Source organism: Pseudomonas sp. C9D1, assembly GCF_056491235.1.
This window is the reverse complement of sequence record NZ_JBSZIE010000002.1, coordinates 1,577,325-1,603,955: the sequence shown is the minus strand read 5'-3', so window position 1 is coordinate 1,603,955 and position 26,631 is coordinate 1,577,325. Positions and strand designations below refer to the sequence as shown.

Below are 26,631 nucleotides of genomic sequence, written 5' to 3'. Positions count from 1 at the left end.
GCGTGCCGCTTGAAGCATGCAGCTCTAACGGAGTCACTATGATCGTTCGTCCCGTACGCAGCGCCGACCTGCCTGCCCTGATCGACCTGGCGCGCAGCACCGGTGCCGGCCTCACCACCCTCCCGGCCAACGAGGAGCGCCTGTCGCACCGAGTCGGCTGGGCGGAGAAGGCCTTCCACGGCGAAGCCGAACGGGGCGACGCGGACTACCTGTTCGTGCTCGAGGACGACGACGGCAAGGTGGTCGGCATCTCCGCCGTGGCCGGCGCCGTGGGCCTGCGCGAGCCCTGGTACAACTACCGGGTCGGGCTCACCGTCAGCGCCTCCCAGGAGCTGAACATCCACCGGCAGATCCCCACGCTGTTCCTGGCCAATGACCTGACTGGCAACTCCGAGCTGTGCTCGCTGTTCCTGCACGCCGGTTACCGCAGCGGCCTCAACGGCCGGCTGCTGTCCAAGGCGCGCTTCCTGTTCATCGCCGAGTTCCCCGAGCTGTTCGGTGACAAGGTGATCGCCGAGATGCGCGGCATGTCCGACGAGAACGGCGTCTCGCCCTTCTGGGACAGCCTCGGCCGGCACTTCTTCAAGATGGAATTCTCCCGCGCGGACTACCTCACCGGCGTCGGCAACAAGGCCTTCATCGCCGAGCTGATGCCCAAGTTCCCGCTCTACACCTGCTTCCTCTCCGAGGCGGCCCGTGACGTGATCGGCCGCGTGCACGCCGACACCGAGCCGGCGCTGGCCATGCTCAAGGGTGAAGGCTTCAGCTTCCAGGGCTACGTCGACATCTTCGACGCCGGCCCCGCCATCGAGTGCCAGACCGCGAAGATCCGCGCCGTGCAGGACAGCCAGACGCTGGTGCTGGCCGTGGGTACGCCGGGCGACGATGCCACGCCGTACCTGATCCACAACCGCAAGCGCGAGGAGTGCCGCGTCACCGCCGCCCCGGCCCGTCTGGCTGCCGGCACGCTGGTGGTCGATGCGGATACCGCCAAGCGTCTGAAACTCTCGGCTGGCGCCTCGGTCCGCGCCGTGCCGCTGTCGGCCAAGGAGTCCGTCAAATGAGCACCCATTACATCGCAGGCGCCTGGCAGGCGGGGCAGGGCGAGGCCTTCGACTCGCTGAACCCGGTGACCCAGGAATCCGTCTGGAACGGCCAGGGCGCCAGCGCCGAACAGGTCGAGGCCGCCGTGGCCGCCGCCCGTGTCGCCTTCCCGGCCTGGGCCCGGCTGAGCCTGGAGGAGCGCATCGGTGTTCTGGAGCGCTTCGCCCTCACCCTCAAGGCCCACGCCGACGAACTCGCCCGCTGCATCGGCGAGGAGACCGGCAAGCCGCTGTGGGAGTCGGCCACCGAAGTGACCACCATGGTCAACAAGGTCGCCATCTCCATCCAGAGCTACCGCGAACGCACCGGCGAGAAGAGCGGCCCCCTGGCCGACGCCACCGCCGTGCTGCGCCACAAGCCCCATGGCGTGGTGGCGGTGTTCGGCCCCTACAACTTCCCCGGCCACCTGCCCAACGGCCACATCGTGCCGGCGCTGCTGGCCGGTAACGCGGTGATCTTCAAGCCCAGCGAGCTGACCCCCAAGGTCGCCGAGCTGACGGTCAAGTGCTGGATCGAAGCGGGCCTGCCCGCCGGCGTGCTGAACCTGGTGCAGGGCGCCCGCGAGACCGGCATCGCCCTGGCCGCGAGCGCCGGCATCGATGGCCTGTTCTTCACCGGCTCCAGCCGCACCGGCAACCTGCTGCACCAGCAATTCGCCGGCCGCCCGAACAAGATCCTGGCGCTGGAGATGGGCGGCAACAACCCGCTGGTGGTGGACGAGCTCGCCGATGTCGACGCCGCCGTGTACACCATCATCCAGTCCGCCTTCATCTCCGCTGGCCAGCGCTGCACCTGCGCCCGCCGCCTGCTGGTGCCGCAAGGCGCCTGGGGCGACGCGCTGCTGGCACGCCTGGTGGCGGTGGCGGCGAGCATCCAGGTCGGCGCCTTCGACGCCCAGCCGGCGCCCTTCATGGGCTCGGTGATTTCCCTGGACGCCGCGCGCCACCTGCTCAAGGCCCAGGAACAACTGATCGCCAAGGGCGCCAATGTGCTGCTGGCCATGTCCCAGCCGCTGGAAACCGCCGCGCTGCTGACCCCCGGCATCATCGACGTCACCGCCGTGGCCGAGCGCCCGGACGAGGAGTTCTTCGGCCCGCTGCTGCAGGTGATCCGCTACGCCGATTTCGATGCCGCCATCGCCGAAGCCAACGCCACCCAATACGGCCTGGCTGCCGGGCTGCTGTCGGATTCCCGCGAGCTGTACCAGCGCTTCTTCATCGAGAGCCGCGCCGGCATCGTCAACTGGAACAAACAACTGACCGGGGCCGCGAGCAGCGCGCCCTTCGGGGGCATCGGCGCATCGGGCAACCACCGCGCCAGCGCCTACTACGCCGCTGACTATTGCGCTTACCCGGTCGCTTCGCTGGAAAGTGAAACCCTTGCCCTGCCTGCAACCCTGACGCCTGGAGTCAGCCTATGAGCGCCCATGAAGTGAACTTCGACGGTCTGGTCGGCCCGACCCACAACTACGGCGGTCTGTCGTACGGCAACGTGGCGTCGCAGAGCAACAGCCAGGCCGCTTCCAGCCCCAAGGAAGCCGCCCTGCAGGGCCTGGCGAAGATGAGGGCGCTGATGGACATGGGCTTCAAGCAGGGCGTACTGGCCCCGCAGGAGCGCCCCAACGTCGCTGCGCTGCGCAGCCTCGGCTTCGCCGGCACCGACGCCCAGGTGATCGAGAAGGCCGCCAAGGAGGCCATGCCGCTGCTGGCCGCCTGCAGCTCGGCCTCGAGCATGTGGACCGCCAACGCCTGCACCGTCAGCCCCAGCGCCGACACCGCCGATGGCCGCGTGCACTTCACCGCCGCCAACCTCAATTGCAAGTTCCACCGCAGCATCGAGCACCCCACCACCAGCCGCGTGCTGGGTGCGATGTTCGCCAACGAGCGCCACTTCGCCCACCACGCCGCGCTGCCGGCAGTGGCGCAGTTCGGTGACGAAGGTGCGGCCAACCACACCCGTTTCTGCAAGGGCTATGGCGAGGCGGGCGTGGAGTTCTTCGTGTTCGGCCGCAGCGCCTTCGACAGCCGCTTCCCGGCACCGGCGCGCTATCCGGCGCGGCAGACCCTGGAGGCCAGCCAGGCCGTCGCACGCCTGCACGGGCTGAGCGAGGCCGGCGTGGTCTATGCCCAGCAGAACCCGGCGGTGATCGACCAGGGCGTTTTCCACAACGACGTGATCGCAGTGGGTAACGGCGAAGTGCTGTTCCACCACGAAGACGCCTTCCTCGACACCGACAAGGTGCTGGCCGAACTGCACGACAAGCTGGGCCGCGTCGGTGGCCGCTTCCAGGCCGTGTGCGTGCCGCGTGATGCGGTGACGGTGGAGGACGCGGTGCGTTCCTACCTGTTCAACAGCCAGCTGCTCAGCCGCGCCGACGGCAGCATGCTGCTGATCGTGCCGGAGGAATGCCGCAACAACGCGCGGGTGTGGAACTACCTGCAGACCCTGACCGCCGAGGACGGCCCGATCCGCGAGGTGAAGGTCTTCGACCTCAAGCAGAGCATGCAAAACGGCGGCGGCCCCGCCTGCCTGCGCCTGCGCGTGGCGCTGAAGGACGACGAACTGGCGGCGGTGAACCAGGGCGTGATCCTCACCCCCTCGCTCTACGACAGCCTGACCGGCTGGGTGGAGAAGCACTACCGCGATCGCCTGAGCGAAACCGACCTGGCTGATCCACAATTGCTCACTGAATGCCGCACGGCATTGGATGAGCTGACGCAGATCCTTAAACTGGGCGCCGTTTATCCGTTTCAACTGAATTGAGCGGCAAGCGCCAAGCGACACGCTTCAAGTAGAAGCCGCCGCCTACACTTGCCGCTTGTCGCTTACGACTTGGAGCTCTAGTAAATGTCCGACGCCCTGCAACTCATCCTCGAAGATACCGATGGCACCCAGCTCGAAACCTCCTGCACCCGCTTCGCGGTGATGTGGCAGGGCAAGGAGGTCTGGATCCAGACCGCTGGCAATGGCCAGTTGCTGATCGGCGTCGATGTCGAGGAAGGCGATACCGAGTACGCCAACCTGCTGCTGCGTCCGCTGGCCACCAACCTGGTCAGCCTGCAGCTGGAGATGGAGCCGGCCGACGCCGGTGATGACGACGAGGACGGCCACGTGCATGGCCCGGACTGCAACCACGATCATTGAGGAATAGCGGATGTTGGCCCTTGGCAAACTGCTTGAACTGACCCTGGCCGGCCGCGAGCCGACCGAGAAGATTCAACTGACCGCCGAGGGCACCCGCCTGCACTGGCTGGGCGAGGGGGCGCTTGAGGTCACCCCGCCCGTCAACGCCGACAACGGCATGGACCTGCTGCTCTCCGCCGGCATCCATGGCAACGAGACGGCACCGATCGAGCTGCTGGACCGCCTGCTGCAAGGCGTGGCCCGCGGCGAGCTGAAGCCCCGCTCGCGGATTCTCTTCCTGCTCGGCAACCCCGAGGCCATGCGCCGCGGCGAGCGCTACCTGGAGCAGGACATCAACCGCCTGTTCAACGGCCGCCACGAGCAGACCAGCGGCTTCGAGGCGATGCGCGCCAACGAGCTGGAGCGCCTGGCAGCGGCCTTCTTCATCAAGCCGGGCCGTACCCGCCTGCACTACGACCTGCATACCGCCATCCGTGGCTCGAAGATCGAGCAGTTCGCCCTCTACCCCTACAAGGAGGGGCGCGAACATTCCCGCCGCGAACTGGCGCGCCTGGGCGCTGCCGGCATCGAGGCGGTGCTGCTGCAGAACAAGACCGGCATCACCTTCAGCTCCTACACCTACGCCAGCCTGGAGGCCGAAGCCTTCACCCTGGAGCTGGGCAAGGCGCGCCCGTTCGGCGAGAACGGCCAGGTCAACCTCGACCTGCTGGAAGCACGCTTGCGCCTGTTGGTGGAAGGCGCCGAGCCGGAAGGCGAGGGCGAGGACCTCGGCGCGCTGCAGCTGTTCGCCGTGTCCCGCGAGGTGATCAAGCACAGCGATGCCTTCCAGCTGCACCTGCCGGCGGACATCGAGAACTTCAGCGAGCTGCCGGTCGGCTACCTGCTGGCCGACGACATCGCCGGCACCCGCTGGGTGATCGAGGAGGAGGGCGCACGCATCATCTTCCCCAACCCGAAGGTGAAGAACGGCCTGCGCGCCGGCATCCTCATCGTCCCCGCCGAAGTCGACTGACGGGCGCCTGCCTCCTTCCCGGGCTGATGCCCGGGCTACCTCTTCGCCGGCTCTTCCCGGGCTTCGACATTTGCCTACTTGCTCGCCTCGCCGTGCTCCTTTAGGGTCGTTCCCTCACCCAGCCAAGGAGCCCGAGATGGCCGTCATAGACCTGCGCAGCGATACCGTCACCCAACCCACGCCCGGCATGCGCGACGCCATGCAGGCGGCGCCGCTGGGTGATGACGTCTATGGCGAAGACCCCACCGTCAACCGCCTGGAAGCCACGCTCGCGGAGCGCCTGGGCTTCGAGGCGGCGCTCTTCGTGCCCACCGGCACCATGAGCAACCTGCTGGGGCTGATGGCCCATTGCGAACGCGGCGACGAGTACATCGTCGGCCAGCAGGCCCACACCTATAAATACGAAGCCGGCGGCGCGGCGGTGCTCGGCTCGATCCAGCCGCAGCCCATCGATGGCGAGGCCGATGGCTCGCTGGACCTGGCCAAGGTCGAGGCGGCGATCAAGCAGGACGATTTCCACTTCGCCCGCACCCGCCTGCTGGCGCTGGAAAACACCATGCAGGGCAAGGTGCTGCCCCTGGCGTACCTGGCGGCGGCGCGGGAGCTGACCCGGCGCCGTGGCCTGGCGCTGCACCTGGACGGCGCGCGCCTGTACAACGCGGCGGTGAAGCTGGGCGTGGACGCCCGCGAGATCACCCAGCATTTCGATTCGGTTTCCGTGTGCCTGTCCAAGGGCCTGGGCGCCCCGGTGGGTTCGGTGCTGTGCGGCAGCACGGCACTGATCGCCAAGGCCCGACGCCTGCGCAAGATGGTCGGCGGCGGCATGCGCCAGGCCGGCCTGCTGGCCGCTGCGGGCCTCTACGCCCTGGATCACCAGGTGCAGCGCCTGGCGGACGACCACGCCAACGCCACGCGCCTTGGCGCCGGGCTGGCCGAACTGGGCTACAGCGTTGAGCCGGTGCAGAGCAACATGGTCTATGTTGACCTGGGTTCGCAGGCGCCGGCCGTCAAGGCCTTCATGGCCGAGCGGGGAATCGTCCTGAGTGCTGCGCCGCGCTTGCGCATGGTGACCCACTTGGACGTCGATGCCGCCGGCATCGAGCGGGTGATCGAGGCGTTCGCCGAGTTCCGCCGCCGTTGATCACCTGATAGCCTCCGATAGCCGTTTTCTATCGCATAAAGGCACTATCCCGCAGGCACAGGGCCTATATAATGCGGCCCTTTGCCGGCGATTCGTGGCCGCAGTTTCCGTGGAAGAACCTATGAAAAGCGCTCAAATCCGTGAAGCCTTCCTGAGCTTCTTCGAAGAGAAGGGGCACACTCGCGTCGCCTCCAGCTCCCTGATCCCGGGCAACGACCCGACCCTGCTGTTCACCAACGCCGGCATGAACCAGTTCAAGGACTGCTTCCTGGGCCTGGAAAAGCGCGCCTACACCCGCGCCACCACCAGCCAGAAGTGCGTGCGTGCCGGTGGCAAGCACAACGACCTGGACAACGTCGGCTACACCGCGCGCCACCACACCTTCTTCGAGATGCTGGGCAACTTCAGCTTCGGCGACTATTTCAAGCGCGATGCCATTACCTATGCCTGGGAATTCCTCACCTCGGACAAATGGCTGAATCTGCCCAAGGACAAGCTCTGGGTCACCGTCTACGCCAGCGATGACGAGGCCTACGACATCTGGACCAAGGAAGTCGGCATCCCCGCCGAGCGCATGGTCCGCATCGGCGACAACAAGGGCGCGCCGTATGCCTCCGACAACTTCTGGGCGATGGGCGACACCGGCCCGTGCGGCCCTTGCACCGAGATCTTCTACGACCACGGCCCGGACATCTGGGGCGGCCCGCCCGGCTCCCCGGAAGAGGACGGCGACCGCTACATCGAGATCTGGAACAACGTCTTCATGCAGTTCAACCGCACGGCGGACGGCGTGATGCACCCGCTGCCGGCACCGAGCGTGGACACCGGCATGGGCCTGGAGCGCGTCAGCGCCGTGCTGCAGCACGTCAACTCGAACTACGAGATCGACCTGTTCCAGAGCCTGCTGAACGCCGCTGCCAAGGCCATCGGCTGCGCCAACGAAGGCCAGGCCTCGCTGAAGGTGGTCGCCGACCACATCCGCTCCTGCTCCTTCCTGATCGCCGACGGCGTGCTGCCGTCCAACGAAGGCCGTGGCTACGTGTTGCGCCGCATCATTCGCCGCGCCTGCCGTCACGGCAACAAGCTGGGTGCCAAGGGCAGCTTCCTCCACCAGATCGTCGCCGCGCTGGTTGGCGAGATGGGCGAAGCCTTCCCCGAGCTCAAGCAGCAGCAGGAACACATCGAGCGCGTACTGAAGACCGAGGAAGAGCAGTTCGCCAAGACCCTGGAGAACGGCCTGAAGATCCTCGAGCAGGACCTGGCCGGCCTCTCCGGCAGCGTCATCCCGGGCGACGTGGTGTTCAAGCTGTACGACACCTACGGCTTCCCTGCGGACCTCACCGCCGACATCGCCCGCGAGCGCGAGCTAACCATCGACGAGGAAGGCTTCGAGCGTGAAATGGAAGCCCAGCGCCAGCGCGCCCGTGCTTCCAGTGCCTTCGGCATGGACTACAACAGCCTGGTCAAGGTTGATGGTGATACCCGCTTCCTCGGCTACCAGGGATACTCCGGCGCCGGCCAGATCGTCGCGCTGTTCAAGGACGGCCAGGCGGTCGACAGCCTGCAGGAAGGCGAGGAGGGTGTCGTCGTCCTCGACCAGACCCCGTTCTACGCCGAATCCGGCGGCCAGATCGGTGACTGCGGCTACCTCGAAGGCGCCGGTGTGCGCTTCGACGTGCGCGACACCACCAAGGCCGGTGGTGCCTTCCTGCACCACGGCGTGGTCGCCAAGGGCAGCCTGAGCGCCGGTGCTTCGGTCAAGGCGGAAGTGGAAGGCGAAGTGCGCCAGGCCACCGCGCTCAACCATTCGGCCACCCACCTGCTGCACGCTGCGCTGCGCCAGGTCCTGGGCGAGCACGTACAACAGAAGGGCTCCCTGGTGGACAGCCAGCGCCTGCGCTTCGACTTCAGCCACTTCGAGGCGATCAAGCCCGAGCAGCTGAAGGCGCTGGAAGACATCGTCAACGCCGAGATCCGCAAGAACAGCGCGGTCGATACCGAGGAAACCGATATCGAGTCCGCCAAGGCCAAGGGCGCCATGGCGCTGTTCGGCGAGAAGTACGGTGACCAGGTGCGCGTGCTGAGCATGGGCGACGGCTTTTCCGTCGAGCTGTGCGGCGGTACCCACGTGTCCCGCACCGGCGACATCGGCCTGTTCAAGATCACCAGCGAAGGCGGCGTGGCCGCTGGCGTACGTCGTATCGAGGCGGTGACCGGCGCAGCGGCGCTGGCCTACCTGAACGGCGCGGAAGAACAGCTCAAGGAAGCGGCCGGCCTGGTCAAGGGCAGCCGTGACAACCTGCTGGACAAGCTCTCCGCCCTGGTGGAACGCAACCGCCAGCTGGAGAAGGAGCTGGAGCAGCTCAAGGCCAAGGCGGCCAGCGCCGCCGGCAACGACCTCGCGGCCTCGGCCGTGGACGTCAAGGGTGTGAAGGTCCTGGCCGCGCGCCTGGACCTGGACGGCGATGCGCTGCTGGCGCTGGTCGACCAACTGAAGAACAAGCTCGGCCGCGCAGTGATCCTGCTCGGCGGCGCGCTGGAGGGCAAGGTGACACTGGTCGCCGGCGTCACCCAGGACCTGACCGGCCAACTCAAAGCCGGCGATCTGATGAAGCAGGCCGCGGCTGCGGTCGGCGGCAAGGGTGGTGGACGTCCTGACATGGCCCGTGGCGGTGGCACCGATGCCGCGGCCCTGGAGCAGGCTCTGGCCCTGGCCGTACCGTTCGTCGAGCAGGGTCTGTAAGACCCCGCCGCCAACGGCCCGCCCCACGCCCGGCGGGCCTTGGCAGTGTTCTGCGTTGATTGTTTAATGGGCGCCCTTCACGGGATTAGGCGGCTTTTGAAATGGCTTTGATCGTACAGAAGTTTGGGGGGACCTCGGTCGGCACCGTCGAGCGCATCGAGCAGGTGGCCGAGAAGGTCAAGAAATTCCGCGAAGGCGGCGACGACATCGTGGTGGTGGTTTCCGCCATGAGCGGCGAAACCAACCGTCTCATCGACCTGGCCAAGCAGATCAGCGATAAGCCGGTGCCGCGCGAGCTGGACGTGATGGTCTCCACCGGTGAGCAGGTGACCATCGCCCTGCTGTCCATGGCGCTGATCAAGCGTGACGTGCCGGCGGTTTCCTATACCGGCAACCAGGTGCGCATCCTCACCGACAGCGCCCACAACAAGGCGCGCATCCTGCAGATCGACGACCAGAAGATCCGCAGCGACCTCAAGGCGGGTCGCGTGGTCGTGGTCGCCGGCTTCCAGGGCGTGGATGAGCACGGCAACATCACCACCCTCGGCCGTGGCGGCTCCGACACCACCGGCGTGGCCCTGGCGGCGGCGCTGAAGGCCGACGAGTGCCAGATCTATACCGATGTAGATGGCGTCTACACCACCGACCCGCGCGTGGTGCCCCAGGCCCAGCGCCTGGACAAGATCACCTTCGAGGAGATGCTGGAAATGGCCAGCCTCGGCTCCAAGGTGCTGCAGATCCGCTCGGTGGAGTTCGCCGGCAAGTACAACGTCCCGCTGCGCGTGCTGCACAGCTTCCAGGAGGGTCCGGGCACCCTCATTACCCTTGATGAAGAGGAATCCATGGAACAGCCGATCATCTCCGGCATCGCCTTCAATCGCGACGAGGCCAAGCTGACCATCCGTGGCGTACCGGATACCCCCGGCGTTGCCTTCAAGATCCTCGGGCCGATCAGTGCCGCCAATATCGAAGTGGACATGATCGTGCAGAACGTCGCGCACGATAACACCACCGACTTCACCTTCACCGTGCACCGCAACGACTACCAGAACGCGCTGCAGGTGCTGGAACAGACCGCTCGCGAGATCGGTGCCCGTGAAGTCAGTGGCGACACCAAGATCGCCAAGGTCTCCATCGTCGGCGTCGGCATGCGCTCCCACGCGGGCGTGGCCAGCCGTATGTTCGAGGCCCTGGCCAAGGAGAGCATCAACATCCAGATGATCTCCACGTCTGAGATCAAGGTGTCCGTGGTCATCGAGGAGAAGTACCTCGAGCTGGCCGTGCGCGCCCTTCACACCGCTTTCGAGCTGGACGCCCCCGCCCGACAGGGTGAGTGAGGCTTATAGCGAAAGGCGCGGCTAACCCCGCGCCTTTTGTCGTTTTTGGCCGGTACTGTTGGAACTTTCCTTTTGCCAGTGCTGGTCAATACTTGGGTGGAGACCCCTTGATATCCTGAGGGGGCGATGCCATTTCTTTTTTGCAGACTGTTTTGTCCCTGAACTTAAATCCGTGAGGAGAAAGGAATGCTGATTCTGACTCGCCGGGTCGGAGAGACCCTGATGGTGGGTGACGACGTCACTGTCACCGTGTTAGGCGTGAAAGGTAATCAGGTGCGCATTGGCGTTAACGCGCCGAAGGAGGTTGCCGTGCACCGTGAAGAGATTTACCAACGCATACAGAAAGAGAAAGACCAAGAACCAAGCCACTAATTTTTCTGCATTTTTTGCTTTGCAAACGGGGAAAACATGGATATCATGCGCCCCGTGTTGCGGAGAGGTGGCCGAGTGGCCGAAGGCGCTCCCCTGCTAAGGGAGTACACCTCAAAAGGGTGTCGGGGGTTCGAATCCCCCCTTCTCCGCCATTATTCAGTGTTATAGAGACGTCAGCGGTTAGTTCGATAAGTTGTTGAAAAATATCGAAAAAGCAGTTGACGAAGATTGAAGGATCTCTATAATGCGCGCCCTACACGCACTCATAGCTCAGCTGGATAGAGTACCCGGCTACGAACCGGGCGGTCGGAGGTTCGAATCCTCCTGAGTGCGCCATATCAGATACGACGATCGAGGTCGGCGTATCTTGGGGACAACCAGTGGTGACCTGGTCTAAAACCACCGAAACGCACTCATAGCTCAGCTGGATAGAGTACCCGGCTACGAACCGGGCGGTCGGAGGTTCGAATCCTCCTGAGTGCGCCATACAAGAGAAGGGCCTGCAGAAATGCAGGCCCTTTTTCTTTGTGTCTGAAAAAGTGATACGGCAGCGGCAAGCGCCGCAAGCCGCAAGCCACAAGCGGTAAGCCACAAGCCACGAGCCTTCCCTTCTCGCTGTCTCCAGGGTTCTCCGTGGCGCGTTGCTGTGTGGGGTGGTGTTCAGCCGGGGGACATAGGTGACAGGTGTCGGGAGACATAGGTAACGCATTTAGGCTTACGGAATCCTTCGAAGAGGAGTTCGAGCGATGCCGTGGCAGGAGTGCACCACCATGTCGATACGACGTGAATTCGTATTGTTGGCCCAACACCCGCAGAGCAACATCCGGGAGCTCTGTCGACGCTACGGCATCAGCCCCAAGACGGCTTACAAATGGCTGGAGCGATATCAAGAACTGGGTGATTCCGGTCTGCAGGACCAATCCCGTCGTCCGCTTACGAGTCCTGGACGCACCAGCGCCGAGCTGGAGCGAGAGGTGGTGCGCCTGCATCACCAATTCCCTTATTGGGGCGCTCGCAAGCTGCTCCATCTGTTGCCAAAGGCCATGGATCGCCCTCATCACAGCACCCTCGATGCGATTCTTCGGCGCCATGGCTGCCAGGTGCGCTATCACGCCGAAGACGCCCAGGCACCGGCCACCCAACGCTTCGAGCACAAGCAACCCAACGAGCTCTGGCAGATCGACTTCAAGGGCAACTTCCATCTTTCGGACCGTAACTCGCCACGTTGTCACCCGCTGACGGTGCTCGATGACCATTCACGCTTTGCGCTCTGCCTGCAGGGCTGTGAAGGGGAGCGCCTGGAACTGGTTCGCCCCAAGCTGGCCGCGGTTTTCCGTCGCTATGGGCTGCCATGCCGGATAACGGCCGACAACGGCCCGCCCTGGGGCTCAAACATCGAGGGCGGCCTATCCGCCCTGGAAGTCTGGCTGATGCGCCTGGGTATCGATGTCAGTCATAGCCGCCCTTATCACCCGCAGACGCAAGGCAAGCTCGAGCGTTTCCATCAAACCCTCAAGCGTGAGCTGCTGCATCGCAGCTTCAGTGACATGGAGCACTGCCAGCGCGTGATGGACCAATGGCGAGATCAGTACAACCAACAACGACCTCATGAGGCGCTGGGCCAGTTACCACCGATATCGCGCTATCAGCCAAGCCTAAGGGCGTACACGGAGCAATTGCCGGAAATCGAGTACGAGCCGGAGGACAAGGTGCTCAAGGTAGGGGGAACCGGACAGGTGCAATTCAAAGGGAAAAGCCGGTTCGTCGGTGGTGGGTTATTGGGCGAGCGAATCGCAATACGCCCCACCGGTGTGGATGGTGTCTACGATGTGATTTTCATCCATAAGACAATCCGCCAGTTCGACCTGAGAGAGAAGAAGTAACGACCAGCAACCCGTTACCCATGTCCCCCGACAAGCGTTACCCATGTATCCCGGCTAAACAGGGTGGTGGAGGGTAGGGGCTGTAATGAAAAAGCCCGGCAATGGGCCGGGCTTTGCGTTTGGAAGGGTGGCTTCAGAGCAGGACGGAGTACCAGAACACCCGGCCGATGATCTGGATGTGCTCGGCGGCCTCGCCGGGCTCGTAGCGCTCGTCGGGGTGCTCGTCGCTGTTGAAGCTGCGCACGCGCAGGCCGCCCCCTGGGAGGCGGTAGAGCAGCTTCACGCGTAGTTGGCCGTCGTGGTCGAAGGCGTACATGTCGCCGTCCTTGATGGTGCGTGCGCTGGTGTCCACGCCCACCGTGCTGCCGTCGGGCAGCACCGGCTCCATGCTGTTGCCGTTCACCGTCACGCAGGCCGCGCTGGCGGCATCGATGTTCTTCTTGCGCAGCGAATACTTGCCGAAGCGCAGCTTGCGTCCGGTGGTCTGCAGTACCACCGTGCTGCCCTTGCCGCCGGACAGTTCCACCTCCTTATAGAAGGGCAGCTCGATCTCGTCGGCATCCAGCGGCGTTTCATCGTCCCAGGACTCCACGCCACCGAACCAGTCGGCATTGCCTGGCTGGCGGCTCATGCGGCCCTCCAGCATCTCGCCATGGCCTTCCGCGAGCCAGCGCGGGCTGACCCCGCAGATGGTAGCGATCTGGGTGGCGAAGCTGGTCGCGCGGGATTTGCCGCGTTCCAGGTCGGATATAGAGGTCTGTGTCATGCCTGCGGCGCTGGCGAGCTGAACCTGACTCAGGTTGGCGTGCTTGCGCGCGGCCTTGATGCGGTCTTTGAGTTCCATGGGCGCAGAATAAGGGCGGACCTATGTCAATGCAAGTGCAAAAATATAGGCACTACTATATAATCCGTACCAGAAATTCTGCCGTCCCATGGCGCCTTCCCCGGTCCGTTGATGACCTGGGGAGCGGCGAAATGGGGCGGCTTTCATCGTTCAGCCGGCCAGGGGGTCGGCCCATGGGAAGGGGAAATACATGTTCCAGACTACAGAACAGGCGCTGGCGGTTGCTTACTGGATGGCTGAGCACAAGGCCGGTCCGCGTTCGTCGACGGCGATGGCCATCGATGTGCTGCGCGAGCGTTTCGACACCAGCTTCGTCAGCAAGCTGCCCAGCGGTTTGAGCCCGCACGAGTGGCAGGCGCAGTCGGTAATGACCATCCGTTTCGCCCAGCGCCTGCTGGCCGATCACCCGCTGGAGCTGGCGGTGGTGCAGGCCGAGTACGCGCATGGGCGCGATTTCGTGGTGGCGATCGCGGCCCTGCGTGACTGGCTGCGCCCGCAGGCCGACTCGGCCGAGCAGCGTGCGGCGCTTGCACTATTGATGCGCATGTTCCGTCGCCCGCCGCACAGCATCCGCGAAGTCGAGCGGCTCACCGGGCTGTCCAAAAGCACCCTGCATCGCTGGGACCAGGACTGGCGCACCAAGGTATCGGGCAAGCTGCGTGATGCCGTGGCGCGCCTCGAAGTGCCCATGTCCAGCGCGGGGATCGTTATTGCACATTGATAAGGAAAAATTTCTTTTAAAAAACGGCTTTTCCCATATTGACGATATGGGACGATAAAGGTAAGATAGCTCCAAGATCGAAATCAAACCAACCGAAGCCCGCGCACTGCGGGCTTTGGCGTTTCTGGGCCTGGCGAAATCCGCCGGGCCTTCTTGCAAGGAGTCTTCCATGACCGAGCCCAGCATTGCGGTCGCCATGGCAGGCGGAGTGGCTGGCGCCGGGGTCGCGATGATCGTGCCCGGTGTCGATGGCAATGCACTGATCGGCGGCTTCGGCGGCGCGATCTTCTTCGTGGTGTTCGCCCGTGACTATGGCGCCCTCACTCGTGTGGGCTACCTGTTGGTGTCCTGGGTCGGCGGTTACTACACCGCCGTCGAGGCGGTCAGTCGCGGTATTTCGCAAACCAGCGGGGCAGTGGCGTTCGTCGCTGCGACGCTCTGCGTGACAGCAGGCGTCGGCCTGCTGGAATGGATGCGCGGCGGCCAGCTGCCTTCCTGGTTGCGGACGATCCTGCGGCGTGGAGCGGGAGGCAAGGATGGATGACCCATTGGCCACCGGCACCCTCGTTGTTTGCGCAGCGATCTGCTTCCGACTGCTGATCTACCGGCGGCGTGGCTCACGCTTCCGCCCCGGCGTTTCACTCTGCGCCTACCTCCTGGCGCTGTGCACGGGATGCCAGGCACTGACCATCGCCCTCGGGCGTTACCAGGGCGAACACCTCTCGCCCTGGATGCTCGGCGTCCTGCTGATCCTGTTGTTCCTGGTGCTTCGGGCCCGCGGCAATCTCGCGCGGATCCTGCACCTGGGCTGATCGCCCACTTCGCTTCCAACTTATCCACCGCGACCCGAAAGGCAGCGGCGCGCACTCCTGCACGCCGCTTGCCTGGTCGCACCTATTTACCAGGAGGACTCAATGACCATCACCGCCACTCGGCTGGATGTCGTCGCCCTGCGCGAGGCATTGCGCGGCCTGCTCGAACTGCCGGTCGGCGCGTTGATCGCGGCGGACCAGGCAGCAGCACCGCCGTCCGGGCTCTACGCCAGCCTGCGTGAAACGCAGTCGGCGGAGCAGGGCAAGTCCCGCCGCGAATTCAACGGCAACAACGAACGGGAAACCGTCGTCACCAGTTGCGAGACCACCTTCGGCCTCGTCGGCTACGGCGCCGGCGCCCTGAACCTGATCCATGACGCGCGCTCGGTGCTGCAGTCCAGCCTCGCCCAGGACCGCTTGCGGCGCCTCGGTGTCGCGCTGCTGCGCACGGCGCCGATCGAAAACCTGTCCAGCGTCGAGGCGGGCGTAGCCCGCGAACAGGCACGCATCGACCTCGTCCTCGGCCACGACCACCGCGTGACCCTGGAACAGAAACACATCGCTTCCTCGGTGGTGACCGCCCACACCGATACGGGCCTCACCGCCACCCTCACAGTGAATACATCGGAGACCTGATATGTCCCTTCCGCTTTCGCAGATCGTAAACGTACAACTCAACGTGCAGCCGGTATCCACCCCGCGCCGCGACTTCGGCCAACTGGCCCTGTTCACCCCCGAGGCCGGCAACGTCTTCATCGACGCTTCGACCCTGTACATCAGCTGCGCCAGCCAGGGCGAAGTCGAGGCCGCCTTCGGCAGCTCCTCGCAGACCGCCATCGCCGCCAGCGCCTTCTTCGCCCAGAGCCCGCGACCCAAGCAACTGCTGGTGGCACGCTGGCTGAAATCGACCCGCAACGTGCCGGCGGTCAAGGCCGCCATCAACGGCACCCCGCTGCTGGCCAACCTGGAGCAACTGAAGGCAGTGAGCGCCGGCCAGCTGTCCATCACCGTCGACGGCGTGCGCCAGGACGTGAGCGGCCTGAACTTCAGCGCCGCCGCCGATTTCGCCGCCATCGCCGCGCTGATCGACGCCAAGCTGACCGCCCAGGCCGTCAGCTGCCGTTATGACGCCGTCGCCAACCGCTTCATCCTCGACGCCGATGTCGCTGGCGCCGCCAAGGCCATCGGCTTCGCCCAGGACCTGGGCGCCACCGGCACCTACCTGGGTGGCCTGCTGCGCCTGGAGAACGGCATGGCGCAGAAGGTCGCCGGTGCCGATGCCCTGGTGCTTTCCGCGCAGACCCTGCCGCAGGCCTTCGCCGCGCTGCTGGACGTCAACGCCGGCTGGTACGCCGCCACCGTCGCCGCGTCCCTGACCGACGACGAGATCGAACAGGCCTCCGCCTGGGTGCTGGCCGCCGACAAGAAGGTGTTCGGTGTCACCACCCAGAACCCGAGCCACCTGGAGAACATCGCCAGCAACCCCTTCAAGCGCCTGGTGGATCGCCAGAGCCATCGCACCGTCGCGGTCTTCGACAAGAACGACCCCTATGCGGTGAACAGCTGGCTGGCCCGTGCGCTGTCGGTGAACTTCGCCGCCAACAACTCCACCCTGACCATGAAGTTCAAGCAGCTGCCCGGCATCAGCGCGGACAACCTGACCCTCACCGAGGCCGACAAGTGCCGCAAGCTGGGCCTGAACTTCTACACCTACTTCGACGAGTCGGCGATGGTCGCCGAAGGCACCGTCATCGGCGGTCGCTTCTTCGATGAAGTGCACATCCTCGACTGGTACGTCGACGCCGTGCAGAAGGAAGTCTTCGCCACCCTGTACCGCTCCCCGGGCAAGGTGCCGCTGACCGATGCGGGCGTCGCCCGTCTGCTCGCCTCGGTACGCAAGGTCTGCCGCGAAGGCGTGAACAACGGCGCCTTCGCCCCCGGCGTATGGAACGGCGACCCCTTCGGCAACCTCGTCAGCGGCGAGCGCCTCGACGAAGGCTTCTACGTCTGGGCCGACAGCGTCGACAACCTGTCCACCTCCGACCGTGAGCAGCGCAAGGCGCCGCCGATCCAGGTGGCCCTGAAGATGGCCGGCGCCGTGCACTCGGTAGACGTGCTGGTCAACTTCGATCGCTGATCCCATCGCCAACCCATTTTTCGGCCCCTTCGATGGGGCCTTTTCTTTTCCGGAGATTTTCCATGGCTATCTATGACCAGAATCAACTGTCCGTCCTGATCAACGGCTACGAGATCCGCGACTGGGCCAGCGGCGCCGACGCCCTCAAACTGGCCTTCAACAATGCCGCCGGCACCCTGAAGATGGGCAGCAACGGCAGCGGCGTCTTCGTCGCCAACAACGACCGTTCCGCAACCCTGACCCTGAAGCTCAAGCAGCACTCGGCGGACAACAAGTACCTCAATGGCCTGCGCGCCCTGCAGGACGGCAACCTCAAGGCCTTCGTGCCGCTGACCCTGGAAGTACGCGACCTGCTCAACGAAGACCTGATCAGCGCCACCAAGGGCTACTTCACCACGCGTCCTGAAGTGACCCGTGGCAGCGAAGCCAACGACATCCAGTGGGTCATCGTCTTCGAACGCGCCAACGTCAGCCTGGAACAAGGGGTCGCCTGAACATGAACGCCGAACATCGCATCAACCTGGATGGCATCTCCTACGTCATGCGCCCGGCCAATGCCATGCCGGCCTGGAACGCCCTGAAGAAGGCCGCGCGCCTGCTGCAGGGCGTAAAGATCGAGCGCGGCGAGGGCAGTGAGTCCCTGGCCATCGGCGCCATCCTCGCCAACCTGGGCGATCCGGTGGTGGCGGAGATCGAGACGCTGGTGCTCCAGCACGTCAATGCGCAGCCGGAGGACGGTGCGGCTTTCCGCCTGGCCGACCGTGCCGACGCGCACTTCAACCAGCATCGCGGCCACCTGCTGCCGTTGCTGATCGAGGGGGTGAAATACCAGTTCGGTGATTTTTTCGCCGCCGCCATGCCCGCCCTGTCGGCGATTCTGCCGGGGCAGGCCAAGGCGGAGTAACCGACTGGTTCCTCTTCACCCCTGTCATGCGCCAGCTCTGCACCCTGCATGAGCTGCGCGCGCTCTACACCCTGGCTGACCTGTGCGACTTCCACGACGCGATAGCGGAGTGGGATGACGCACAGCGTCAGGCCCATGAGAGGCAGGCCAATGGCAGCAATTGAAATCGACAAACTCGGTATTGGCGTCGGCTTTTCGCTCGGCCTGGCGCGGATCACCAATAGCGTGAAGCAGGAGTTGAGCATCACCGACAACTCCCTCACGCAGAACATCACCAACCTCTACAGCTATGTAGACACCCTCAACGAGGTGCAGGAAACCGCCGCCAAGGCGAGCGACTCGCTGCTGTCCGTCGCCTCGGGAATCGGCGGCTTCGTCAGCACGATCGCCGGCTATATCGGCTCTGCCCTGGAGAGCCTGGATGGGCTCAAGAGTGGGCAGGACTCCCTCGGCGTGGTCAGCGAAAGCGACGTCAACGAAGCCCAGCGCTACGAGAAGGCCATGGACGGCCTCGACAAGATGCTGGAGGCGGTGAAGGTACGTGTCGCCCTCGGCATCGCGCCGCAGCTGAGTTATCTGGCCGAGGGCTTCCTGAGCCTGCTCGATGCCAACAAGGAGCTGATCGCGGCGGGCCTCACCCGAACCATGGAGATCGTGGGGGAGGGCCTGGACGCCCTGGTCAACTTTGGCCGCGCGGTGGACGCCGTCGTGCAGTCCACCGTCGGCTGGGAGGCGACCCTGATGATGCTCGGCGCCGCTCTGGCCTGGGTCGGCCAGGCCACCATCCTGGCCTTCGCCGCCAACCCGGTGACCTGGATAGTCGCCGCCCTGATCGGCCTCATCGCGCTCGTCGACGACTTCATGACCTACCTGGACGGTGGTCAGTCGGCGCTCGGTGAGTTCTGGGCGCCGTTCAAGACCGGCCTGGAAGGCATCAATGAAACGCTGGGCGCCTTCAAGGAGGTGTTCGCAGCGTTCTGGGCGGAAAACGGCGAGACCGTGACGGCCTTCGGCAATGATCTGTTCACCATCATCGGCGCCAGCGTCATGCAGCTGGTCGCCATCTTCCAGATGTTCTTCGCCGCGATAAACGGCGACTTCGAAGGCGTCAAGGCAGCCTTCAGCAGCTGGTTCGAAGCGCTCAAGGCGCAGTTCGAAATCATCGGGGGCTTTATATCCAAAGCCGCTTCCTACATCGGTTTGGGAGGCGAAGAGGAGGGCGAGGCTGGAGCAACACCTCAGCCTGGTCCTGGGCGCGCGATGAAGGGGCCTGGCACGGGCGGCCTGTCCGCACTGATGGCCAACGGGCCTGGCCTCGTGGACGGAGCCAGCCAGTTGTCCGCTGGTGTGCAGGGCGCTCAGAGCCAGGCTGCGGCGGGTGTCGGCGTCCTGGCGATGCCGGCTCAGCCGGTCAGTAACAGCTACAGCCAGACGGTGACCGTAAGCGTGGCGGGGGACAACCCGCGCGAGATCGGCCGCGAAGTGGCCGAGCAGGTCGCACGCAACCAGCAACGCCTGACCACTCACAACAACAGCAGCGAAATTAGGCAGTGAGGTGAATCAATGGTCATGCTGATCAACCGCCGTATCGGAACCTTGAGGCTCGATGCGGTGATAAGCGAAACACACAAATCCGACCTCAAGATCACCGAGAACCCAGTGGAAAGCGGTGCCAACATCGCCGACCACGCCTACGTGCAACCGCGCTCCCTGATTATCAAGGGCACCGTGGTGGAGCACTACGACCCTTTAGCCAACCTGCCCATCGACAGCATGCCGGGAGTGCGCAGCGGGCGAGGGTTCCTCGACAACATCCTGCCTGGCCTGCTCTCACCCCGCACTTCGCAGGGTGAGAGCCGTGCCAAGCGCGAACTGAAGAGCTGGTTGGAGCCCCTGGCGGACGGCACCAAGGCCCGTCCCCTGGCGCCCTGGATGCTGGAGTCCCAGCCGCTGTCGCGCTTCGACAGCTCGCCCAGCCAGTCACGCCTGCAGCAGATCTATCAGTGTCTGCTGGATACCCAGAAGGCCGGCGAATTGCTGCAGGTACAGACCGGCTTCTACCTGTACAAGAACATGCTGCTCAGCACCATTGCAGCCACACAGACACTCGACGGCTCCATCGATCTGGACCTGACCCTGCGTGAGGTCCTGGTGGTGGAAACCCGCGTCATCAATGGCGTGGTGACCCCGGCCGCCGGTACCGAACGCTCCGGTCGCAGCGATACCCAGGCAGCGGCGAAGAAGCCCCAGGGCAAGACCACGCCCAAGGTGGACAAGCGCAATGAAAGCCTGATGCATGCCGTATTTGGGGTTATCAGATGAAACGAATCCCCATCAGCAGCGAACCGCTGCAGGAGCAGAGCTTCGATTTCGCCGGGCAACGCCTGCGCCTGACTCTGCGCTACAACAGCATCGGCGATCACTGGGCCTTCGACCTGCTGGACGAGTCCGACAACACCTGGCTGGCCCAGGGCCTGACCCTGGTGGTCGGCGTGCCGATGCTGTGGCGCAGCACCCTGCCGTTCTTCCTCTGGCTCGACGACCTCAGTGGCGTCGGTCTCGACCCCATGGGCGGGAAGGACATGGGCAGCCGTTGCTTGCTCTACATCGGCGAGAAGTCGGAGGTGCAGCCATGAGGCAGTTCGGCCGGCAATACCGCCTGGTGCTGGGCAGCGAGGAAAACGGCCTGGTGATCGACAGCCTGCGGGTCACGTTCGAGTTCACCAAGGACATCGACAACACCCCCAACAAGGCCGAGATCCGCATCTGGAACCTCAACCGCGAGCACCGCGAATGGCTCTACGGCAGCGACTTCCGCAAGGTCTGGCTGTGGGCCGGCTACAGCGAGCTGCGCCTGCTCTACGCCGGTGACATCACCGCCGTGGCGCTGGAGCGCAAGGAGCTGGACAACGTCATCGTGCTCACCTGCAACACCGGTGACACGGACATGCGCGAGGCGCGGGTGAGCACCACCCTGGCCGCCGGCAGTACCGCGAACGACCACGTGAAGGTCGCGGTGGCCAGCATGACCGGCACCACGCCCGGGCAGGTCGTCCTGCCCAAGCAGCGCCCGCTGCCCCGGGGCAAGGTGCTGTCCGGCCTGAGCCGTGACGTGCTGAGCGAAGTGGCGGCGGAGCAGGGCGCCGACTGGTCGATCCAGGATGGCGACCTGCTGCTGCTTCCCGCCGGCTACGTGCTTGACGACCAGGCGGTGTTTCTGTCCCAGGAGACCGGGTTGATCGGCGCCCCCAAGGAAATCAAGGGCGGCGGGCTGGAACTGACCTGCCTGATCGACCCGGCCCCCCGGGTTGGCGGCACGGTGCGACTGAAATCCATCGAACCGCGCTACGACGGCGACTACAAGATCGTCACCATCAACAGCAAGGGCGATGTGATGGAAAAGGACTGGTACTGCGTGCTGTCGGTGATCGGCGGCGAGTTCCAGAAGAAGGACGCCGCCAAGGCCGACAAGGGAGGCAAGGGTAATGGGTAACTACGACTGGCAGACCCCGTCGATGGACAAGGCCAACCGCTCCACCATCGACGCCCGCCTCAAGCGCCTGCACACCGCGCTGCCCGGCCGCATCGTCGCCTTCGACGCCGCGCGCCAGGTGGCCAGCGTGCAGCCGATGATCGAGCAGCAGCTCATGGATGGCTCGCGCCAGGCCCTGCCGCTGCTGCCGGACGTGCCGGTGCAGTTTCCCCGGGGCGGCGGCTTCGTGCTGACCTTCCCGGTCAAGCCGGGCGATGAGTGCCTGCTGGTGTTCAACGAACGCTGTATCGACGGTTGGTGGCAGTCGGGCGGCTCTTCGGAGCCGCTGGACTATCGCCAGCACGACCTGTCCGACGCCGTGGCGATCATGGGCATCAGCTCGCTGCCCCAGGTCGTCCCGGCCTTCGCCACCGACGCGGTGGAACTGCGCCGGCTGGACGGCTCGGCCTACGTGCGCCTGGACGAAGGCGGCACCCTGACGCTCGACGGCGCCAAGGTGCTGATCAAGTGCCCGGTGGTGTTCGAGGCCGGCATGACCGGCAAGGGCGACGTGGTCTCCAACGGCATCAGCCTGGAGCGCCACCTGCACGGCCAGGTCATGGCCGGCCCCGGCGTCACCGGCGTGCCGCAATGAGGACATGACAATGAGAGTGAGACGAATAGACAAGGACGGCGACTGGACCTTTGGCCAGGGCCGCAACAACTACGCCGACGGCAGTGAGTGCGTGGCGCAGCGCGTATGTACGCGCTTGCGCTCCTTCAGCGGCGACTGGTTCCTCGACCTGGAACACGGCCTGCCCTGGCTGCCCCGCATGGAGCGGCCGGCAGACCTGGCGCAGATCGAGGTCGACATCAAGCGCTGCATCCTGACCACCGAGGGCGTGAGCGAGATCCTGGACTTCCAGATCAGCGAAAGCCCCGACGACAGGCGCCTGAGCATCGGCGTGACCCTGCGTGACAGCCTGGGTACCAGCCTGAGCGCCAGCGTGCAGCGCTGAACGGCCGCAACCGCCGTCATACCGAAGCCCCACCTCGCGTGGGGCTTTTTCTTTGGAGAACCAACATGGGACAACTGACCAACAAGGGCTATGTCGGTGAACGCCTGGACAGCATCCTTGCGGATCTGGACCAGGGTTTCCGTGCCATCTACGGCAACGACATCGACCTTGCCCCCGACAGCCCGGACGGCCAGATGCTCGGGCTCATCGCCCAGATCCGCGCCGACCTGGAGGAGCTGGGCGAGGTCACCTACCGCGCCCTGGACCCGGACCACGCCAGCGGTGCCTGGCTGGAACAGCGGGTCGCCTACGCCGGCCTGACCCGGCGCCAGGCGCGCTACAGCTACCTGCGCGGCGCCGCCCTTACCGGCCGCGCCGGCACCCTCATTCCCGCCGGCTCCGTGCTGCGGGACATCAACCGCGGCCGCTGGCTGCTGGTCGCCGACACCACCCTCGGCACCGATGGCTCGGCTCGCGCCGACCTGCGCAGTGAGCTGCTCGGTGCCTTCAACCTGCCCGCCAACAGCGTGCTCACCATCGAGACGCTGGTGCTGGGCTGGGACACCGCCACAAGCCTGGCCGCCGCCGAAGTGGGCGCGGAAGAGGAGACCGACCCGGAACTGCGGGCGCGCTTCTACCGCAGCCGCTCCCGCCCGGCGCAGAACAGCCTCGACGGCCTGGTGGCGGCGCTGCTGCAACTGGCCGACGTGCGCCAGGTGGTCGGGCTGGAAAACACCGGCTCCACCGTGGATGCCGACGGCGTGCCGGGCCACAGCCTCAACCTCATCGTCGATGGCGGCGAGGAGCAGGCCATCGCCCAGGCGATCTTCCTGCGCAAACCTGCCGGCACCGGCCTCATGGGGCAGCAGTCGCGCACCGTGGTGGACGGGCAGGGCGTGAGCCGCCTGATCCGCTTCGACCGCCCGGCGATGGTCGACTGCAAGGCCTTCGTCCAGCTGCGCCGGGATGCCGAATTCACCGCCATCGACGTTGCCGCGATCAAGGCCCAGCTGGCTCAGCTGGACTTCCGCATCGGCCAGGACGTGCAGCTCTCCCGGCTCTACAGCCCGATCAACACGGTGCAGGGCTTCTGGGTCGAGCAGCTGAAGATCGGCCGCCGCAGCGGCGCCCTGGCGGCGGACAACATCGTCATCGGCGTCCGTGAACGGGCCCGCTTCGCCCAGGCCGACATCGAAGTGGTGGTGCTATGAGCTACGACCGCCTGCTGATCTGGCAGTACCAGGGCAAGCCCCGGGCCGCCGCCACCGCCGAACTGCTCTCGCGACAGTTCGGCGATACCTGGCAAGGGCTGGCGGCGCTCCCCGAGGCACTGGACATCGACAACGCCGAAGGCGTGAACCTCGACCTGGTCGGCAAGCATGTCGGCCAGGGCCGGGTGTTGCCCGGCCTGGCCCCGCGCAGCCTGTTCGGCTTCTTTGAAGTGGCCGGCGCCAAGGGCTTTGGCCAGGGCAAGTGGTACCGCATGGGCGACCCGCTGGGTGAGTCGGCGGTGCTCGATGATGACGACTACCGCTTCCTCATCCGCTGCCGCATCGCCCGCAACTACCAGCTCGGCACCATCGAGGACATCAGCGCGGCGCTGCGCTTCATCTTCAACAGCGAAACGGTGGTCTTCGACCAGTACGACATGAGCCTGACGGTGGTCATCCGCACCGACCAGGTCAGCGACTTCAAGCGCTATGCGCTGAACACCCTGGACATCCTGCCGCGCCCGGCCGGTGTCCGCATCCAGTTCTACGTCGCAGTGCCCCAGCGGGCATTCGGCTTCCGTGGCGCCCCCGGCGCCCTCGGCTTCAACCAAGGAAAATTCGCGAGGTTCCTATGACGCAATACACCCGTCCCGACGAACTGGTCTTCGCTTCCGGCGCCAAGCCGGGCGAGCTCCAGAGCTTCCCCGACATCCCCCGCGGCTGGGGTGTGACCTTCGACCAGACCACCGGCGTTCCGCCGATGGAATGGTTCAACGCCCTGTTCAAGCGCAGCGATGAAGCCGTGCGCTACCTGCTGCAACGCGGCATCGGCGAGTGGTCCACCAGCGAGGACTACCCGACCGGCGCCCATGTGCAGGAGGGTGGCAAGGTGTGGAAGGCGAAGGTGGCGAACGTTGGTAAGCGACCGTCCATCAACCCCACCGAGTGGGTGGAGACGGCGTTGACCCGTGATGCCCTGAAGACACTGATTCAGGAGCAGCTAGGGGGCGGGACCCTTAACTTTGGCCAATGGCTGTGGAGCGCCTCCACTTCGGGCGCTCTTGCCAATGGCTACCTGGCATTGAACAACGGCACGCCGGCAAACGCCACTGCCTTGCTCATTGCCAAGGCCAGCACCGAAGGACTGGATTACAGCCGTGGCCTCGGCATCTTGCGAGCTGGGGACACCATCTGCTTCCAAAGCCGCGATGGCGGTGCCGTGGTTCATCGTTTCCGCATTACCGGGGACCTGGTGGACAGCGGGACCTATCGCTCGGTGCCGGTGGTGTATGTCGGTGGGGCGGGTGGCGTGCCGGCGGCGAATGCTTCGTTGCAGGTGTTGCTGACGCCGGCGGGGGCTTCGGATGCGGGCATGCCTGTGCTCTCTGTCCAATGGTGGATGAGTCGCAGCAGCATCCCCGCTGGCAGTGCGCCGGCGGACGGCCAATTGCTGAGTCGAGCACTGTATCCCGATGTGTGGGCGGCCATCCGGGACGGGAAGGTGCCCAAGACCACTGAAGCGATCTGGAGCAGCGATACATCGCGGCGTGGCATGTTCACCGAGGGGGATGGCAGCACTACATTCCGTATGCCCGACTACAACGGCAAGGCCGCTGGGTCAATCGGGGCGCTATTCCAGAGGGGTGATGGCGGATTGTCGGCGGCCGTCGCTGGCGTGATCCAGCGTGATGCGTTCCAAGGGCACTGGCACTACCACCAGTACAGCACGGCTTATACGGGTTTTGGCAATGCGGGTGCCGGGTGGGTATCCAACATATCTTCTGGCTACAGGGACGGAACAACGGAGACTGCGGGGGAGGCTTTCATTACTAATGCCGCTCCCGATGGTGTGAACGGTACTCCGCGTACTGCCGTCGAAACTCGCCCGGTCAACATCACGGGCTGCTGGATCATCAAGATGGGCAACAACGTTACCAATGCGGGGGCCATTGATGCTGCGGCGCTGTCCACGTCTCACGCTGCGTTGGTCACTCGCGTGGATTCTGTGGAGGCTCGGCCCCGGACTCCGGGTGATGGACAGACTTGGCAAAACCTGACTGCCAGCCGAGTTTCCGGCACCACGTATACCAACACGACCGGGCGGCCGATCGTTGTGCATGCCAGCATGCGTACCGGTGCGATGACCGCTATCTGTAACGGTGTGACGCTAACGGAGAGTGGCTTTCATGCGGCCTTTGTTGTGCCGAATGGAGGCACCTATTCAATTGCTTGGACTAATAACTTGAACGCAGTTTGGGCGGAGCTTCGCTAATGAAATACTTTCGAAATACTCAAAGCGGCGAGATCTTCGCTTACGAAAATGACGGTTCTCAAGATCATCTGATCACCCAGGAACTGGTATCCATGAGTGCTGCTGAAGTCGAGCTGCACATCAACTCGGTCAGGCAACCAACTGCAGCCGATGTAGATGTCGAGCGCGACCGGCGAATGGCTGCTGGCATGGAGTTCAAGGGAACGTGGTTCCAGTCCAGGCCGAGTGATCACGAGAACATTCTCGGGGCCGCCCAGTTGGCTTTCATGGCCTTGGCTGGTGGCGCCAAACCGAGCAACCTGCGCTGGCTGGATGCTGATCAGGACTTCGCCTGGATTGCGGCCGACAACAGTCTGGTGACGATGGATGCACCCACCGTCGTGGAGCTTGGCAAGGCGGTGATTGCTCGCAAGCAGTCACTTATCTACGCGGGCCGTCAGTTGAAAGATATGCAGGCGATTCCCAGCGACTATGCCGACGACAAATGGTGGTCGTGATGGAGT

At 64.8% G+C, this 26,631-nt stretch carries 28 protein-coding genes and 3 tRNA genes; 30 read left to right on the top strand and 1 reads right to left on the bottom strand.

From position 1 onward, the window contains the following. Window positions 1–38: 38 nt before the first annotated feature. The 13 genes from astA to ACXI0U_RS15490 all read left to right on the top strand — a co-directional run bounded on the left by astA (window position 39) and on the right by ACXI0U_RS15490 (window position 12,736). Window positions 39–1,064, top strand: coding sequence for an arginine N-succinyltransferase (gene astA, locus ACXI0U_RS15550; protein WP_021218470.1), 1,026 nt, complete (start codon window positions 39–41; stop codon window positions 1,062–1,064). Beyond that, window positions 1,061–2,524 carry a succinylglutamate-semialdehyde dehydrogenase gene (astD, locus tag ACXI0U_RS15545; RefSeq protein WP_431482424.1) on the top strand — a complete coding sequence of 488 codons (1,464 nt, stop codon included), beginning with the start codon at window positions 1,061–1,063 and terminating at the stop codon, window positions 2,522–2,524. Before astA ends, astD begins: the two co-directional genes overlap by 4 nt. Next, window positions 2,521–3,867, top strand: a complete 1,347-nt coding sequence (gene astB, locus ACXI0U_RS15540) for an N-succinylarginine dihydrolase (protein WP_431482423.1) — start codon at window positions 2,521–2,523, stop codon at window positions 3,865–3,867. Before astD ends, astB begins: the two co-directional genes overlap by 4 nt. Before the next feature lie 84 nt (window positions 3,868–3,951). Beyond that, complete coding sequence (locus tag ACXI0U_RS15535) at window positions 3,952–4,248, top strand: hypothetical protein (protein ID WP_021218473.1); 297 nt, start codon at window positions 3,952–3,954, stop codon at window positions 4,246–4,248. Window positions 4,249–4,258: 10 nt separating this feature from the next. Continuing rightward, window positions 4,259–5,260, top strand: coding sequence for a succinylglutamate desuccinylase (astE, locus tag ACXI0U_RS15530; RefSeq protein WP_431482422.1), 1,002 nt, complete (start codon window positions 4,259–4,261; stop codon window positions 5,258–5,260). A 136-nt stretch (window positions 5,261–5,396) separates the two neighbouring features. Further along, the gene (gene ltaE, locus ACXI0U_RS15525) at window positions 5,397–6,401 is read left to right on the top strand and encodes a low-specificity L-threonine aldolase (RefSeq protein ID WP_431482421.1); all 1,005 of its coding nucleotides are present in this window, start codon (window positions 5,397–5,399) and stop codon (window positions 6,399–6,401) included. Window positions 6,402–6,522: 121 nt separating this feature from the next. Beyond that, a complete protein-coding gene (alaS, locus tag ACXI0U_RS15520) occupies window positions 6,523–9,144 on the top strand; it encodes an alanine--tRNA ligase (protein WP_479550527.1) in 2,622 nt (873 codons plus the stop codon). A gap of 101 nt (window positions 9,145–9,245) precedes the next feature. Next, complete coding sequence (locus ACXI0U_RS15515; RefSeq protein WP_431482419.1) at window positions 9,246–10,481, top strand: aspartate kinase; 1,236 nt, start codon at window positions 9,246–9,248, stop codon at window positions 10,479–10,481. 186 nt (window positions 10,482–10,667) lie between these two features. Continuing rightward, a complete protein-coding gene (gene csrA, locus ACXI0U_RS15510; RefSeq protein WP_003283978.1) occupies window positions 10,668–10,853 on the top strand; it encodes a carbon storage regulator CsrA in 186 nt (61 codons plus the stop codon). 61 nt (window positions 10,854–10,914) lie between these two features. Further along, a tRNA-Ser gene (locus ACXI0U_RS15505) sits at window positions 10,915–11,005 on the top strand. A gap of 107 nt (window positions 11,006–11,112) precedes the next feature. After that, window positions 11,113–11,189: transfer RNA gene (locus tag ACXI0U_RS15500), tRNA-Arg, on the top strand. Window positions 11,190–11,262: 73 nt separating this feature from the next. Further along, window positions 11,263–11,339 (top strand) — tRNA-Arg (locus ACXI0U_RS15495). Window positions 11,340–11,599: 260 nt separating this feature from the next. Further along, window positions 11,600–12,736, top strand: coding sequence for an IS481 family transposase (locus ACXI0U_RS15490; RefSeq protein WP_431482418.1), 1,137 nt, complete (start codon window positions 11,600–11,602; stop codon window positions 12,734–12,736). A gap of 133 nt (window positions 12,737–12,869) precedes the next feature. On the opposite strand, the gene ACXI0U_RS15485 is transcribed toward ACXI0U_RS15490, so the two are convergent. Continuing rightward, complete coding sequence (locus tag ACXI0U_RS15485) at window positions 12,870–13,580, bottom strand: XRE family transcriptional regulator (RefSeq protein WP_043242015.1); 711 nt, start codon at window positions 13,578–13,580, stop codon at window positions 12,870–12,872. Between the two features lie 190 nt (window positions 13,581–13,770). On the opposite strand from ACXI0U_RS15485, the gene ACXI0U_RS15480 reads away from it, so the two are divergent. From ACXI0U_RS15480 to ACXI0U_RS15400, 17 genes are all read left to right on the top strand, one after another. Beyond that, window positions 13,771–14,301: a hypothetical protein gene (locus ACXI0U_RS15480; protein ID WP_431482417.1), complete on the top strand. Its 531-nt coding sequence runs from the start codon at window positions 13,771–13,773 to the stop codon at window positions 14,299–14,301. Between the two features lie 169 nt (window positions 14,302–14,470). After that, complete coding sequence (locus ACXI0U_RS15475; RefSeq protein WP_043242013.1) at window positions 14,471–14,845, top strand: putative holin; 375 nt, start codon at window positions 14,471–14,473, stop codon at window positions 14,843–14,845. Further along, complete coding sequence (locus ACXI0U_RS15470) at window positions 14,838–15,113, top strand: phage holin family protein (RefSeq protein ID WP_031287380.1); 276 nt, start codon at window positions 14,838–14,840, stop codon at window positions 15,111–15,113. Before ACXI0U_RS15475 ends, ACXI0U_RS15470 begins: the two co-directional genes overlap by 8 nt. Before the next feature lie 102 nt (window positions 15,114–15,215). Next, entirely contained in the window at window positions 15,216–15,749 is a 534-nt protein-coding gene (locus ACXI0U_RS15465) for a phage neck terminator protein (RefSeq protein ID WP_316927272.1), read from the top strand. 1 nt (window position 15,750) lies between these two features. After that, window positions 15,751–17,250 (top strand): DUF3383 domain-containing protein, encoded by a 1,500-nt coding sequence (locus tag ACXI0U_RS15460; protein WP_431482416.1) that lies wholly within the window; start codon window positions 15,751–15,753, stop codon window positions 17,248–17,250. 62 nt (window positions 17,251–17,312) lie between these two features. Then, window positions 17,313–17,744 (top strand): phage structural protein, encoded by a 432-nt coding sequence (locus ACXI0U_RS15455; protein ID WP_021218484.1) that lies wholly within the window; start codon window positions 17,313–17,315, stop codon window positions 17,742–17,744. A gap of 2 nt (window positions 17,745–17,746) precedes the next feature. Continuing rightward, window positions 17,747–18,154, top strand: a complete 408-nt coding sequence (locus ACXI0U_RS15450) for a phage tail assembly chaperone (protein ID WP_021218485.1) — start codon at window positions 17,747–17,749, stop codon at window positions 18,152–18,154. 114 nt (window positions 18,155–18,268) lie between these two features. After that, window positions 18,269–19,708, top strand: coding sequence for a phage tail family protein (locus ACXI0U_RS15445; protein WP_316927274.1), 1,440 nt, complete (start codon window positions 18,269–18,271; stop codon window positions 19,706–19,708). 9 nt (window positions 19,709–19,717) lie between these two features. Then, the gene (locus ACXI0U_RS15440) at window positions 19,718–20,476 is read left to right on the top strand and encodes a phage baseplate protein (RefSeq protein ID WP_374981742.1); all 759 of its coding nucleotides are present in this window, start codon (window positions 19,718–19,720) and stop codon (window positions 20,474–20,476) included. Beyond that, window positions 20,473–20,790, top strand: a complete 318-nt coding sequence (locus ACXI0U_RS15435; protein ID WP_021218489.1) for a phage baseplate plug family protein — start codon at window positions 20,473–20,475, stop codon at window positions 20,788–20,790. Before ACXI0U_RS15440 ends, ACXI0U_RS15435 begins: the two co-directional genes overlap by 4 nt. Beyond that, window positions 20,787–21,647, top strand: a complete 861-nt coding sequence (locus ACXI0U_RS15430) for a phage protein (protein WP_374981741.1) — start codon at window positions 20,787–20,789, stop codon at window positions 21,645–21,647. Before ACXI0U_RS15435 ends, ACXI0U_RS15430 begins: the two co-directional genes overlap by 4 nt. Continuing rightward, a complete protein-coding gene (locus tag ACXI0U_RS15425; protein WP_021218491.1) occupies window positions 21,640–22,281 on the top strand; it encodes a Gp138 family membrane-puncturing spike protein in 642 nt (213 codons plus the stop codon). Before ACXI0U_RS15430 ends, ACXI0U_RS15425 begins: the two co-directional genes overlap by 8 nt. Before the next feature lie 10 nt (window positions 22,282–22,291). Continuing rightward, the gene (locus ACXI0U_RS15420; RefSeq protein WP_479550526.1) at window positions 22,292–22,645 is read left to right on the top strand and encodes a contractile injection system sheath initiator; all 354 of its coding nucleotides are present in this window, start codon (window positions 22,292–22,294) and stop codon (window positions 22,643–22,645) included. Between the two features lie 65 nt (window positions 22,646–22,710). Beyond that, window positions 22,711–23,856 (top strand): baseplate J/gp47 family protein, encoded by a 1,146-nt coding sequence (locus tag ACXI0U_RS15415; protein ID WP_236206188.1) that lies wholly within the window; start codon window positions 22,711–22,713, stop codon window positions 23,854–23,856. Continuing rightward, window positions 23,853–24,491, top strand: a complete 639-nt coding sequence (locus ACXI0U_RS15410) for a baseplate wedge 1 family protein (protein WP_111261899.1) — start codon at window positions 23,853–23,855, stop codon at window positions 24,489–24,491. Before ACXI0U_RS15415 ends, ACXI0U_RS15410 begins: the two co-directional genes overlap by 4 nt. Further along, the gene (locus ACXI0U_RS15405; RefSeq protein WP_479550525.1) at window positions 24,488–26,128 is read left to right on the top strand and encodes a phage tail protein; all 1,641 of its coding nucleotides are present in this window, start codon (window positions 24,488–24,490) and stop codon (window positions 26,126–26,128) included. Before ACXI0U_RS15410 ends, ACXI0U_RS15405 begins: the two co-directional genes overlap by 4 nt. Further along, complete coding sequence (locus tag ACXI0U_RS15400) at window positions 26,128–26,625, top strand: DUF4376 domain-containing protein (RefSeq protein ID WP_479550524.1); 498 nt, start codon at window positions 26,128–26,130, stop codon at window positions 26,623–26,625. The genes ACXI0U_RS15405 and ACXI0U_RS15400 overlap by 1 nt, the downstream gene beginning before the upstream one ends. Window positions 26,626–26,631 lie beyond the last annotated feature (6 nt).

Excerpts from the sequence above, each read along its gene's own strand:
- astA (WP_021218470.1), top strand. The coding sequence starts at position 39 with ATGATCGTTCGTCCCGTACGCAGCGCCGACCTGCCTGCCCTGATCGAC.
- astD (WP_431482424.1), top strand. The coding sequence starts at position 1,061 with ATGAGCACCCATTACATCGCAGGCGCCTGGCAGGCGGGGCAGGGCGAG.
- astB (WP_431482423.1), top strand. The coding sequence starts at position 2,521 with ATGAGCGCCCATGAAGTGAACTTCGACGGTCTGGTCGGCCCGACCCAC.
- ACXI0U_RS15535 (WP_021218473.1), top strand. The coding sequence starts at position 3,952 with ATGTCCGACGCCCTGCAACTCATCCTCGAAGATACCGATGGCACCCAG.
- astE (WP_431482422.1), top strand. The coding sequence starts at position 4,259 with ATGTTGGCCCTTGGCAAACTGCTTGAACTGACCCTGGCCGGCCGCGAG.
- ltaE (WP_431482421.1), top strand. The coding sequence starts at position 5,397 with ATGGCCGTCATAGACCTGCGCAGCGATACCGTCACCCAACCCACGCCC.
- alaS (WP_479550527.1), top strand. The coding sequence starts at position 6,523 with ATGAAAAGCGCTCAAATCCGTGAAGCCTTCCTGAGCTTCTTCGAAGAG.
- ACXI0U_RS15515 (WP_431482419.1), top strand. The coding sequence starts at position 9,246 with ATGGCTTTGATCGTACAGAAGTTTGGGGGGACCTCGGTCGGCACCGTC.
- csrA (WP_003283978.1), top strand. The coding sequence starts at position 10,668 with ATGCTGATTCTGACTCGCCGGGTCGGAGAGACCCTGATGGTGGGTGAC.
- ACXI0U_RS15490 (WP_431482418.1), top strand. The coding sequence starts at position 11,600 with ATGCCGTGGCAGGAGTGCACCACCATGTCGATACGACGTGAATTCGTA.
- ACXI0U_RS15485 (WP_043242015.1), bottom strand. The coding sequence starts at position 13,580 with ATGGAACTCAAAGACCGCATCAAGGCCGCGCGCAAGCACGCCAACCTG.
- ACXI0U_RS15480 (WP_431482417.1), top strand. The coding sequence starts at position 13,771 with ATGTTCCAGACTACAGAACAGGCGCTGGCGGTTGCTTACTGGATGGCT.
- ACXI0U_RS15475 (WP_043242013.1), top strand. The coding sequence starts at position 14,471 with ATGACCGAGCCCAGCATTGCGGTCGCCATGGCAGGCGGAGTGGCTGGC.
- ACXI0U_RS15470 (WP_031287380.1), top strand. The coding sequence starts at position 14,838 with ATGGATGACCCATTGGCCACCGGCACCCTCGTTGTTTGCGCAGCGATC.
- ACXI0U_RS15465 (WP_316927272.1), top strand. The coding sequence starts at position 15,216 with ATGACCATCACCGCCACTCGGCTGGATGTCGTCGCCCTGCGCGAGGCA.
- ACXI0U_RS15460 (WP_431482416.1), top strand. The coding sequence starts at position 15,751 with ATGTCCCTTCCGCTTTCGCAGATCGTAAACGTACAACTCAACGTGCAG.
- ACXI0U_RS15455 (WP_021218484.1), top strand. The coding sequence starts at position 17,313 with ATGGCTATCTATGACCAGAATCAACTGTCCGTCCTGATCAACGGCTAC.
- ACXI0U_RS15450 (WP_021218485.1), top strand. The coding sequence starts at position 17,747 with ATGAACGCCGAACATCGCATCAACCTGGATGGCATCTCCTACGTCATG.
- ACXI0U_RS15445 (WP_316927274.1), top strand. The coding sequence starts at position 18,269 with ATGACGCACAGCGTCAGGCCCATGAGAGGCAGGCCAATGGCAGCAATT.
- ACXI0U_RS15440 (WP_374981742.1), top strand. The coding sequence starts at position 19,718 with ATGGTCATGCTGATCAACCGCCGTATCGGAACCTTGAGGCTCGATGCG.
- ACXI0U_RS15435 (WP_021218489.1), top strand. The coding sequence starts at position 20,473 with ATGAAACGAATCCCCATCAGCAGCGAACCGCTGCAGGAGCAGAGCTTC.
- ACXI0U_RS15430 (WP_374981741.1), top strand. The coding sequence starts at position 20,787 with ATGAGGCAGTTCGGCCGGCAATACCGCCTGGTGCTGGGCAGCGAGGAA.
- ACXI0U_RS15425 (WP_021218491.1), top strand. The coding sequence starts at position 21,640 with ATGGGTAACTACGACTGGCAGACCCCGTCGATGGACAAGGCCAACCGC.
- ACXI0U_RS15420 (WP_479550526.1), top strand. The coding sequence starts at position 22,292 with ATGAGAGTGAGACGAATAGACAAGGACGGCGACTGGACCTTTGGCCAG.
- ACXI0U_RS15415 (WP_236206188.1), top strand. The coding sequence starts at position 22,711 with ATGGGACAACTGACCAACAAGGGCTATGTCGGTGAACGCCTGGACAGC.
- ACXI0U_RS15410 (WP_111261899.1), top strand. The coding sequence starts at position 23,853 with ATGAGCTACGACCGCCTGCTGATCTGGCAGTACCAGGGCAAGCCCCGG.
- ACXI0U_RS15405 (WP_479550525.1), top strand. The coding sequence starts at position 24,488 with ATGACGCAATACACCCGTCCCGACGAACTGGTCTTCGCTTCCGGCGCC.
- ACXI0U_RS15400 (WP_479550524.1), top strand. The coding sequence starts at position 26,128 with ATGAAATACTTTCGAAATACTCAAAGCGGCGAGATCTTCGCTTACGAA.